Below are 11,544 nucleotides of genomic sequence, written 5' to 3'. Positions count from 1 at the left end.
GAAAATGATTCCTGCCGAGCTGGGCGCCGACCTGACCACGTCGTCGGAGCGACGTGTATTCGATGCGTTGGCGCTCAGCGACAGCCGGGGAACAGCCCTGCACTCTCTTAACCTGCCGACGCACGGATACAAGCTCACCTCGGAGCTTGATTTTGTGCTTCTGCTCGAGGAGCTCGTGCTAGTTGTCGAGGTCAAGGGGGCTCAAGTCTCCTGTAACAACGGTTTGTGGACGTACAGCGATCGTAGCGGACACTTCCGGCAGGACAGGGAGGGACCATTCAAGCAGGTCACAAGCGGAATGTATGCCCTTCGCAATCGGCTGCGAGAACGCTTAGGTGTATTGGTCGATGACATCGCCTTCGGCTTCCTGGTAGTCACCCCAGATATCGATCTGGCGCTAAGCAGTTTTGAGTGGGACGCCGAGACATATTGCGGGCGCGGCCAGTTCAACCGCGACTTCACAACGGCGGTAAACCGAGCGGCCACCTACTGGCGGGGACGCCAGGCCGACAAGCATCCCATCGACAAGAGCATCCACGTCCAGCTGGTCCAAGAGCTACGCCCAAGCTTCGACCGCTCGCCTCTGCTCGACGCCCGGGCCAGCGCCCTCGATGCCGCGCTTGTACGACTGACCGACGAGCAGTTCTCGCGTCTCGATCTCATCAGCGAGGCACCACGGGTCATCTGCAATGGCGGGGCTGGCACTGGTAAAACCTTTCTTGCCGCCGAAGTAGCCCGCCGAAAGGCGCTCACCGGGCAGTCCGTGTTGTTCACCTGCCGTAGCGAAGTGCTGGCCGGGTTCGTTCGCGATCTATTGGCTGGAACTAGTGTCGCTGTCCATGCAACATCGGAGCTTCCCGTCCACAAAGAGTTCGACGTGGTCGTCATTGATGAGGCCCAGGATCTCATGAATTACGCCAGCCTTGACCGGCTCGAGGAAGTAATTGCGGGCGGTTGGAACAACGGCCAGTGGGTGATGTTCATGGACCAGAACCGCCAAGCCCACCTATACGGCGACTACGATCTCGACGCTTTGCAGTTCGTGCTGTCATTCCATCCCGTGCCTGCAACGCTGCGAATCAATTGCCGCAACACCCGTGAAATCGCCTTCCAGACGCGAGCCTTGACCGGAGCTGACACTGGAGTCGCCGCTGCCGGCGCGGGGCCAGAAGTCAAGTTCGCGCACGTCACCGACCGCGAATCTGAAACCGCGGCATTGGAGGCCTACTTGCGGTCCCTACGCGAGCAAGAAGTTTCGGTGGGGCATGTCACAATCGTGTCCTTACGGGGTGACTGGGAGACAAGTGCTGCCCGGAACTTACGCCAGGCGCGTAAGGGCAGGCTGCGGCTTCTCGACCGGGACACAGCATCCGGTTGGCCGGGTGAAGACCTTACCTGGGCATCTGCCATTAACATCAAGGGTTTGGAGAACAGATTCGTGTGTGTCATCGACATTGACTCCTTAGATTCAGAGACTGACATCGACCTTTTGTACGTCGCACTCAGCCGTCCACGAGCTGGACTCTGGCTGGCAATCAATCCGGCTATCGCCTCACGGTTGGCGGAGCTATATCAAACTCACGCAGCCACGGCCCTCGGCGCCCTGAACAAAGCCGGTGCATGATGGCGCTTGACCAAGCGCGCGCGGACTTCGTGACGTACGTACGACGCCAGCTCGTCGGTCCCTTCTCTGGCCCGAATGAGCTCATCTTCGATCCGCCAAGTCGTCGGTACCTCATGGGCATCCTGTTCCCGCGCAAGGCGTCTTTCGCCGACGTTGAGCAGGAGGGTGAGGAGCAAGACGAGTCGGCCGCGACTGGTGGAGGCGACGAGAACCAGTTCAGTGACGACCCCGTATCGGCAGCCAACGACTTTCTTCCTGCCTCCCAAGGGCTCTCCTTCTTCACCGCTGCTACATCGTTGACAGTCCGGGCACGGGCGGCTGAATACGAAACCTTGAGCGGCGAGACCGCTATGCAAGCACTCTCCGCCGAGGAGCTTCAGGACGGCGGTCCCACCGAAGAGCAGGACGAGGACCCTCGTCAGAAGAAACACGGCTCCACGCGCATCTGGCGGCGAAATCAGCTGGAAGAAGCGACCCTCACGCTCACGGCACAGGACGACGCTCCCAAGACTATCTGGGGCGGCAGCGCCGAGGTGCATGCCCGATGGCGCAAGTACCCCCATGGCAACCTGGTGACGGTGACATTGGTCAACGCACGCACGACCGACACCGAGCATCCCGAACAAGCTTGGGATGACATGCTTCTCCAAGTCGAGTTTGACGTAACCGTCGACAACGCCGAGGTGCTTGAGTACCCGTCGGTGGCACTGGCCTCGCACGATCCAGAGGAGCAGGAACTTCGTCTTCTCTACCGTCGGGCCCGTGTTTTCGCCATTGGGCATGGCTGCTCACCCGAGTGGAATGAATCGAATGGGATGGTCCATGGGGTTCGATCCGAGGTTATGCCATCTTACGTCGTACCGCGCGTCAGCCCCGAGGGCAATGCAGCACAGGTTCTCGATATCGCTTGGCTTGCTGACGAGTCAGTGCCAGCTGACGAGCTGGTCCGGGAGCTTGACACCTTCATCGAACCCTATGCGGACTGGATTGAGCAAATGGCCGCCGAGGCAGAGACACTTGAAAATAAATATGTGGCAGCCGCTAAACCAGTATTGAAACGGCTGGAGCGTGCCCGCGATCGGATGCGCAGTGGAGTGCAAGTTTTTGTCAGTCATCCTGAACGTGACAAGCTCCTCGAAGCCTTTCGGCTGGCCAACCGCGCGATGCTGATTCAGATGAGGCACAGCCAGAAGGACCTTGCCGGAACGCGGCATCCACGCAGCGCTTCTCCGGATCTGCCGACCAGTTACGCGGGCGGCGCCGAGTGGCGTCCGTTCCAGTTGGGCTTCTTTCTAACGACCCTTCACGGCTTAGTTGAACCCGAGCATGAGGACCGCGACGTCGTGGACCTCATCTGGTTCCCCACTGGTGGTGGTAAGACCGAGGCTTACTTGCTTGTCGCCGCCTTCGAGATCTTCCGCAGACGGCTTCTAGACGGTACGAAGGGGGCAGGCACGGCTGTCCTTAGCCGGTACACGCTCTCGCTGCTCACCGCCCAACAGTTCCAGCGTACGGCTTCGACCATCGTCGCCTGCGAGCACCTACGGCGCAAAGACGAGGCGAAGCTGGGTGACGAGCCGATCTCGGTCGGCCTGTGGGTTGGTGACGCCACGACGCCGAACCACTACCTGCAAGCACGAGAACTCTTCGACGAGCTGCGCGACGCGGGGGAAACCGACGATCGCTTTCTCCTCGAGCGATGCCCATGGTGTGGGACCGAGATCGTACCGCGCGAGCATAGCGACGAGGACGCAGACTACGGCATCATCTCGACGGATCGCTCATTCAGGTTCCACTGCACCTCAAGCAAGTGCGAGTTCAACGATGTGCTGCCAGTACTGGTGGTTGATGACGCGCTCTACGAGAATCCCCCGACGTTCTTGCTTGGGACTGTGGACAAGTTCGCTCAGCTCGCCTGGGTGCCGGAGTCGGGGAGGCTGTTTGGCTTCGCCGGGAAGCTGCCACCGTCGCTCATCATCCAGGACGAGCTGCATCTGCTGACGGGTCCACTCGGCACAACGGTCGGCTTGTACGAATCGGCGATAAATCTGCTCTGTGAGTCAAACGGACGCTCGCCGAAAGTTATCGCATCAACGGCAACGATCCGACGTGCCACCGCCCAAATCAGCGGCTTGTTCGGACGATCTGTTGACCTCTTCCCGCCATCAGGCATCGACGCCGACAACTCATACTTCGCCAGCGTGGACAAGGACGCGCCTGGCCGACTCTACGTCGGCATGATGGCTCAAGGCCACACGTCAGACACCGCAGTGGTGCACACCGGTGCTGCCCTGCTGCAGGCGCCGGTTGACCTGGGCCTGACCGGCGATGAGCGAGACGCATACTGGACAGTCGTGGCGTATCACAGCTCGTTACGCGAGCTTGGCCGAACCGTCACCATCGCTCGTGATGACATTCCCTCCCGAATAGACGGTCTGATGGTCGGGCGACCGAAGCGGGACTACGAGGTCGATGAACTGTCTTCGTCAGTGCCGCGGGCCCAGCAGCCGCGTCTTCTTGAGCGATTGAACCTGGAGTGCTCCGATGAATACTCGGTGGACTTTCTGGCCACGACCAACATGCTGTCGGTCGGCGTCGACGTTCCCCGCCTGGGCTTGATGCTCGTAAACGGACAGCCCAAAGCAACCGCCGAGTACATTCAGGCCACCAGTCGCGTTGGCCGCTCTTCGGCACCGGGACTGGTTTTCGGACTATTCCGGTCGACCAAGCCACGAGACCGATCACACTACGAGAACTTCCGTACATACCACTCGGCCCTGTACCGAAACGTCGAGCCGACCAGCGTGACGCCTTACTCGCCCCCGTCCCGCGACCGTGCTCTGCACGCCGCACTCGTGATCCTGGTCCGCCACCGACTCGGCTTGACAGCGGACGGACATGCAGGCGAAGTCAGAAACCGCGCCGCAGAGGTGCGCGACCTGGCGGCTGCCCTGGTCGAAGTCGTGGAGCGAGTAGAGCCCCGGGAACGCGTCGGCGCACAAAACTACCTCGACCGATTCATTGACGACTGGCTCGACCGCGCCAAACGTGCCAACGATGCTGGCAAGCCCCTGTACTATCGGTCCAACGGCAAGGGACATGTCAACCTGCTTAGGCTGTTCAACGCCAGGGGTGACGCGTGGCCAACCCTCGGCTCTATGCGCAATGTGGACATGGAGTCGTTGATCGAGGTCGCCCACGGTGCTTCGGGAGGTAGGAGTAACTAATGCAGCGTAAGATTCGACAGTCTCAGACAATTGTCCCGTTCGGTGTCGGCGCAATCTTCGACTTTAAAGGCGAGTCACTGGTCGGGTGCGATACCTTTCGCTGGGGATCGCGCGGCGAGTCCATCCGGAGCGAGCGGCTCGCAGCCGCGCTCGGCGTCGCCCAGTTCCGCGCGGCCCCGGCGGTGGCCAGCAACGCCTCAGCACCCTCTGCCGCCGGCGTGCCATACGCGCGGTTCCCAACCTGGCTGTTCTGTCAGAAATGCCGCCGCATGACCCGTTGGCGCCGCTCACTGGAGCAGGAGGGCAAAGCCCCGACCTGCGGGAGTTGTCCGGGTAAGAAGCCGCTCGTGCCGATGCGTTGGATTCAGATCTGCGCCAAGGGTCACATGGACGACGCCGACTGGCGGCGCTGGGCCCATTCGAAGAGCACAAGCCTGGAGGCGCGCCAGTGCCAAAAGGACAACCTATTCTTCGAGACACTGCCTGGAAAGGGCGCCGGCGGTCTGGATACGCTCCAAGTGCACTGTCGGAGTTGCAAGAGCCGCCGAAACCTAATGGGCATCACGACGAAGGGATCGCTCAAGGGCATCGGGAGCACGTGCGGCGGTCGACAGCCGTGGCAGCGCTTCGAAGAGAAAGTGGATTGCGATGAGATTCCAATTGCTGTCCAGCGTGGTGCCAGCAATGTGTACTTCCCACTCGTACACTCGTCCATAGAGATCCCCAATCCATCCCGCTCGGACGCCTACAGCGAGAAGGCGTTGGCGATCAAGGCCGACGATTTCTTCCGCCCTCTCCTGACCGTCAACGAAGCTGCTCCGATGTTCGACATGATGGTGCAGACGCTGGCCAACGGGCACGAAGTCGATCCTGGCTTCGTGAAGGCACTAGCACGAGACGAGAAGCAACGCGAGGCTGGCATGGCAACGGCGGTGGTAGCGACGCCTGGCGATCTGCTCGGTGAAGAGTGGGCGGCATTTCTAACACCCACCGAAAACTCCGACGACCCACACTTCCGCACTCGCCACGTCAGTTTGACCGTCGGCACCGGCGATCCCGACAAGACTACATCGTTGCTCACCGACCGCATCGATAAGGTTGTGCTTGCCGACCGGTTGCGCGAGGTTCGCGCGCTGGAGGGATTCCACCGGGTGAAGCCTGGCGGTAAGGACGTGCTTGTCAAGGCAGCCCTGAAACACCCCGTTAACTGGTTGCCGGCCATCGACGTTCGCGGCGAGGGTATTTTCCTATCGCTTGACGAGACCAGGCTCTCTGTGTGGGAAGAGCGGGACGACGTTCGGGCCCGCCTGGACGCGCTCGACCGGCGCCTCGATGCCTCGTTCATGGCTCCGCGACTACGGGAGCGAAGCGGCCCAGTTCTCGCTCCTCGCTATGTCCTGTTGCACACTTTCGCCCACTTGCTGATTCGCCGCCTAGCGTTCGAATCAGGGTACGCCGCCACCAGCCTGCGTGAGCGCATTTACGCCCGGAGCAGCCCTGAAGTGGACGGAACGCCCAAGCAGGCGGGCATCCTCATATATACTGCGGCCGGTGATTCCGAAGGCACCTTAGGTGGCCTCGTTCGCCAAGGCGAGCCCCCCGTGTTGCAAACGACCATGCTGGAAGCATTACAAGACGCCATGTGGTGCTCGTCCGATCCGTTGTGCAGCGAGAACTTAGCTTCGACGTTCGACAGTTTGAACCTTGCTGCCTGCCACGCGTGCACGCTTGTTGCCGAAACGAGCTGCGAGAGTGGTAACTACCTGCTCGACCGGGCGATGGTCACCGGCAACGACCAAGTACAGGGGTACTTCGAACCTGTACTCGACGCCGCCGTCATGGCGGCTGGCGAGGCAGTCAAGGGAATCGGTTGAAGCTTCCCGCGTTCGAGGACCTGTCAAAGGAACAGGATCTCATCTACAGTCTTGAGCTCGACGGCAACTACCTCGTCAGCGGTCCACCGGGGACGGGAAAGTCCGTGATGGCGCTATACCGCGCCCAAATGTTGACTTTCGATGAACGCGAACCTTCGGTCCTCATGTACTCGAGGGTCCTCAAGCAGTACACCGAGCAGGCCGCGACCGAGGCGGACGTGGCGGGCTATGTCAAGACTTTCCACGGTTGGTTCTGGGAATTCTGGCATAAGAACTACGGCGCGAGCCCACCGTCGTTGGCAGGCAACTCCTACCATCACGACTGGGCACAAATCGCACAGGAGTTCATGACTAACCCTCCCGATCTTGCCAGCCTTTCTGACCTCATCGTAGACGAGGGGCAAGATCTGGCATTAGGCTTCTTCCGCATCGCCAGCTTCGTGGCCAAGAACATCACAGTGTTTGCTGACGAGAACCAGCAGTTGTTCGACAACAACACCACGCTACGAGAAATCGAGACTTCCATCGGCGCGCAGGCCCATTTGGTCTTGCGGGGCAACCATCGTAACACCGCAGAGATCGCCGCCGTCGCGGCCAAGTACTACGTAGGTTCGCCCACGGGCGTACCCGACCCACCGCAGCGCCACGGCGACAAACCGAGCCTGCGACGGTACGCCAACTCCGACGAGTTCATCGACTTTGTCGCTCGTTACGTCAAGGCGCGCACCAACCTAAGCATCGGCATTGCCTGCCCAAACCAAAATACTCAGCACAGACTCTTTCGAGAGCTGACGAAACGAAGGCTGCCGATCCCGGTGCAGCAGTACATTTCGAGCAACCTAAAGCACCGTGTGCTCGACTTCGACTCCCCCGCCATCACCTTGATCCACTATAAGTCGCTGAAGGGGTTGGAGTTCGACACCGTGTTCGTGCCTGAATTACAGCAGATAACGGTTGATACAACGTCCGCCGCAACGCGCATGATGTTCTACGTAGTGATGTCAAGAGCGCGCAACGAACTTTATTTATCGTGGAGCGGTTCCTCCGAGGAGCCAGACATCGTTGCGAATCTACAAGGCTTGGTGCGACAACCATGACTGGTGAAGGGCAACGCAGCAGTTTTGAGGTCACGGGCGATCGGCTGGCGCTCAAGGCGAACTCATCGCTCGGGCAAAAGTCAGCTGGGGTTGCCAAACTATCCCCTGCGCTTGCGGTGTCGACGGGCGAGGCAGCCAAGATGGCAGGCGCCAACGCCGTTCCCGCGCCAGCCTCCTATTATGGCGGACCGACCGCCGATGGGATCGCAACCTGGACAGATGCGAGCGACGAGTCGCGGACAATAACGAATACATTGCTTCGAAATGACGATTTACCAGAGAAGGCGCTAAGGCCATCGGTTGAAGTCGGCGCCGAGGTCGTTCAAATATCCGAGCACCGGAGGCTGTTCCTTCTTACCAACCAGATGAATCTCAACGGAATTCTAAGTTCGCGGATCCTGGCCCCACGTGAGTCCTTCCACAAGTACTACGCCGATCTGTTGGAACTGTCTCCTGGTTGGGTGCCTCTGCTGACGATTCCACCGCCCGCTCAATTAATAGAAAGAGTCGTGCGAGAACACGGTTCCGGCGCTGCCGTGCTCCTAGAACTTTCCACGTCAGTTCTGAACGGCCGGGAACTTGGCAGCCCGGTGACCTACATTCGCGCTGCCAAGTTCCTAGATGTCGTTGCCATCCACTTCCGCGAGGAGAAGTCGCTACGCGAGCACCAGGCTCGCGAATACAGCAATGTAAGGCCTCACGATGAACTGCTTAGAGTCAGCCCGCAGCTATTCGAAGCGGCTTCGGAGGATGGGTTTGCGATTGGAATACCTCCGCGAGGATCGTCAATCGACTGGCTGCGAATCGACCGTGCACGAGGTGCCGTGAACGGCCTTCTAGCGGCCGGAGACAGCGGTGAGGGCCTTGCTGTCGCCGCAGGTGTGTTAGGAGCACAACTAATCCCTCCAGGAGCAGTCCTGCCGCCTTGGCTGACTTGGGACGCCATGGCAGGTTCCGTTCCGGTTCGTGTGCCTGCTACAGAGAACGAAGCCGAGCGAGCGGACCGGCTCATCTTCCACGGGGCGTACCGAATACTGGGCCAGCGAGATCGGACCGTCTCCTGGAGACCCTCCGAAGTGCTCGAGGCAGTCGCTGGCGAGATCGCAGCGAAGCAACCCAGCTCGAGAGTTCGGAAGCTAGTCGACTGGAACCTCCAGCATGTAGGTCAGATTGTCAACGTCGAACGCGATTTTGAGCCTTTTCGCAATCCTGGGACCCCGTACGTTGCCGCGAAGTCGTTGCTGATGGTCTTGTTACGACCTGACCTCGGGCAGCTCCTTGATTGGCCAGTCCAGGAGTCAGGCGCTGACCCAACCACGCGCGCGGGGGCGGCCGTCCTGGCTGGTCAATTGCGCGGTCTGGCCCGTGAGTCGGTTAAGCTCCGCAACGTGGCCTTGGACGACCTCACCGCCGCATTTGCCGTGAAAACGGCAAACGGCGTCACGGGTTCGCTCGGTCAAGCAGAGTTTGCGGCCAGCGTGGCCCGTACCGAGCTTCGGCTCGACGGCAGAGAAATACGAACGGCGCCTCCGCTCGGCCAGATCCCCTCTTGATCTTTCAAGCCCTGGGCTCTCAGGAGACTCTGCCAATACCTTTGCTGACAGTGTGCGGGCAAGACCTCCGCCACGCATCGCCGCGCCGGGCGTCTTCACCACGGCGATCCTCACGTTCATTCACAGCTGGAACGAGATCATCATCGCGGTGTCCATGACCAACGATCCTCGGATTCAAACCGCCACCGTCGCGAACTCCAAATTCACGGGTGCCACGGAATTCCAGCCGCCGTTCGGTTAACAGAAGGCCGCGGGCGTGATCGTCACCGTGCCGCTGGTGATCATGGTGCTCGTGTTCCAGCGCAGGATCGTTGAAGGCCTGACCTCGGGGGCCGGTAAATGAGTTCCTGGTGGGAGTCCGTCGTTACCTACCAGGTCTACCCGCGGTCCTTCGCGGGACGGCGGCGGCGTGGGCGACCTCGCCGGGCTCAGCGCACGCCTCCCGTACATTGCCTCGCTGGGGGGCGACGGGATCTGGATGCCCCCTTTCCAGCCCTCGCCGACCAGGGCTACGACGTGAGTAATTACTGCGGCGTGGATCCCTTGTCTTTGGACCATGGCGGAGTTTGATGCTTTGTTGTTCCGGGCGCATACTCTGGGTTTACGGGTTCTCTTGGATATCGTGGCGAACCGCTGCTCCAGCGAGCACCCGCTGTTCCAGGCAGCGTTGGCTGCCGGGCCGGGATCGCCGGAGCGGGAGATGTTCCAGTTTGTGCCCGACGGCGGTGAATCTGCCGCCGAACAACTGGCAGAGCGTCTTCGGCGGGCAGGCGTGGAGTCGAGCCGTGCCGGGGTCTGTTATTGATTCTGATTGGTACCTTCACCTGTTCTCCGCCGGCTAGCCCGACTGGAACCGGCGCAATCCCGCCGTCGGCGACTACTTCGATGGAGTACTCCGCTTCTGGTTCGACAAGGGCGTGAACGGGCCCCGCGTCGACGTAGTGCATGCCCTGTTCAAAGCGGAGGGCTCGCCGGACGCCCCGTCCGTGACCGGCGTCGTCGATGGCCTCCGCACCAACCAGCTCGTGTCCGACCAGGAGGAAGTCCACGAAGTCTATCGGCGCTGGTGACGCATCGCGGACAAGTGCGTGCCGCCGTGTGTGCTGGTGGGCGAGGTCAGCCGAGAGCCCGACCACGCCGCCCACTAGATCCGGGCCGATGAGATGCACCCTCGTTTGCCATCGCGTCCGTGCACCACGAAGCCATCAAATCGATGGCCTTGGCAAAGTCGTCGAGGCGGGGTTGGTTCAGGAAAGCGTGACGGGATCCAGTCAGAATGTGGTGTTCGACGTCGACCCGGGCGCCTCGGAGTTCGGCCGCGAACTGGTCGCCTGAAGCGCGCATGACGTCATTGTCTGCATTGATCATGAGGGTGGACGGGAACCCGGAGAGATCGTGCCCTCCTGGGAAAGCCAAACGGTCTCTAAGCGCCACTTCAGATCCTGCGTAGTTTCGGTTCAGCACATTCAGAACCCACCGGGCGTGCGTTAGCCGGCGATGACCGCGCACTCGCCGTTGGATCTCAGGCGCCCGCGGGTGCTCGGCGTGGAAGAATCCGTACGTAAAGATGGCTCCTCTCAGGTCCAGGTCCATCTCGACGGCACGGAACGCCGTTGAGGCAGCCAAGCAGGCTCCGGCGCTTGCTCCGCCGAGGATCAACCCTCCGTCTGTCTGGCTGCCGACGTGCTGAAGCGCGGTCAGAAGGTCTTCCATCGGTAGCGGGAAGCGTGCTCTTGACCGAGTTCGTCCCTTGAACGCCCAATTCAGTCCAGGGGCGGTGCGAGGCGGTAGTCGACCGTGACCACGGTAACCCCTCTATCAGAAAGAGCCCGGGCAACATCGTGCGCTTCAGGTTGGTCGATTCCGCCAGCGAAGAAACCTCCTCCGTGCGCCCAGACAAGTATGGGAGCTGGCACACGAGCCCGGCTGGGTATTGGCCGGTACCAGCGGAGCCGAACGGGTCCGTCCGGTCCTGTGGCCACCGACTCAAGAATCCCTGAGTCTCTTTTCTCATTGAACGACATCGCCATGAAACCGACCCTAACCGTAAGTGGCAGCCCGCCATCCGAGGTGCTTTGCCTGCCTTTCCGTGACTCAAGCCGCCGTTTCGAGGGCAAGGCCTGTCGCTGTGGTCGTGTACGACCACCTAGATGATTTTTCGCAGCACCT

The 11,544-nt window shown here is 60.8% G+C and carries 8 protein-coding genes and 2 pseudogenes; 8 read left to right on the top strand and 2 right to left on the bottom strand.

The window, feature by feature from the left end:
• The first annotated feature begins 4 nt into the window (after positions 1-4).
• The 8 genes and pseudogenes from ACIPY3_RS19350 to ACIPY3_RS19315 all read left to right on the top strand — a co-directional run.
• Positions 5-1,624: an NERD domain-containing protein gene (locus ACIPY3_RS19350; RefSeq protein ID WP_400336658.1), complete on the top strand. Its 1,620-nt coding sequence runs from the start codon at positions 5-7 to the stop codon at positions 1,622-1,624.
• The gene (locus tag ACIPY3_RS19345; protein WP_400336657.1) at positions 1,621-4,851 is read left to right on the top strand and encodes a helicase-related protein; all 3,231 of its coding nucleotides are present in this window, start codon (positions 1,621-1,623) and stop codon (positions 4,849-4,851) included. The genes ACIPY3_RS19350 and ACIPY3_RS19345 overlap by 4 nt, the downstream gene beginning before the upstream one ends.
• On the top strand, positions 4,851-6,725 hold the full coding sequence (gene drmB, locus ACIPY3_RS19340; protein ID WP_400336656.1) for a DrmB family protein: 1,875 nt from the start codon (positions 4,851-4,853) through the stop codon (positions 6,723-6,725). The genes ACIPY3_RS19345 and drmB overlap by 1 nt, the downstream gene beginning before the upstream one ends.
• On the top strand, positions 6,722-7,822 hold the full coding sequence (locus ACIPY3_RS19335) for a 3'-5' exonuclease (RefSeq protein ID WP_400336655.1): 1,101 nt from the start codon (positions 6,722-6,724) through the stop codon (positions 7,820-7,822). The genes drmB and ACIPY3_RS19335 overlap by 4 nt, the downstream gene beginning before the upstream one ends.
• Positions 7,819-9,375: a hypothetical protein gene (locus tag ACIPY3_RS19330; RefSeq protein WP_400336654.1), complete on the top strand. Its 1,557-nt coding sequence runs from the start codon at positions 7,819-7,821 to the stop codon at positions 9,373-9,375. Before ACIPY3_RS19335 ends, ACIPY3_RS19330 begins: the two co-directional genes overlap by 4 nt.
• A gap of 52 nt (positions 9,376-9,427) precedes the next feature.
• Positions 9,428-9,616 (top strand): hypothetical protein, encoded by a 189-nt coding sequence (locus ACIPY3_RS19325; protein ID WP_400336653.1) that lies wholly within the window; start codon positions 9,428-9,430, stop codon positions 9,614-9,616.
• Between the two features lie 168 nt (positions 9,617-9,784).
• Positions 9,785-10,180 (top strand): annotated as a pseudogene (locus tag ACIPY3_RS19320) (alpha-amylase family glycosyl hydrolase).
• A 97-nt stretch (positions 10,181-10,277) separates the two neighbouring features.
• Positions 10,278-10,445 (top strand): annotated as a pseudogene (locus ACIPY3_RS19315) (alpha-amylase); the annotation flags it as partial.
• A gap of 46 nt (positions 10,446-10,491) precedes the next feature.
• Here the strand turns inward: ACIPY3_RS19315 and ACIPY3_RS19310 are convergent.
• Both ACIPY3_RS19310 and ACIPY3_RS19305 read right to left on the bottom strand, forming a co-directional pair.
• Positions 10,492-11,142 carry an alpha/beta hydrolase gene (locus tag ACIPY3_RS19310; RefSeq protein ID WP_400336702.1) on the bottom strand — a complete coding sequence of 217 codons (651 nt, stop codon included), beginning with the start codon at positions 11,140-11,142 and terminating at the stop codon, positions 10,492-10,494.
• Positions 11,139-11,399, bottom strand: a complete 261-nt coding sequence (locus ACIPY3_RS19305) for an alpha/beta hydrolase fold domain-containing protein (RefSeq protein ID WP_400336701.1) — start codon at positions 11,397-11,399, stop codon at positions 11,139-11,141. The genes ACIPY3_RS19310 and ACIPY3_RS19305 overlap by 4 nt, the downstream gene beginning before the upstream one ends.
• Positions 11,400-11,544: the final 145 nt, after the last annotated feature.

The sequence above is a fragment of the Paenarthrobacter sp. NPDC089714 genome, from assembly GCF_044748905.1.
Taxonomy (GTDB): domain Bacteria; phylum Actinomycetota; class Actinomycetes; order Actinomycetales; family Micrococcaceae; genus Arthrobacter.
The sequence above is the reverse complement of the archived record's forward strand: the minus strand, read 5'-3'. Positions and strand labels throughout refer to the sequence as shown.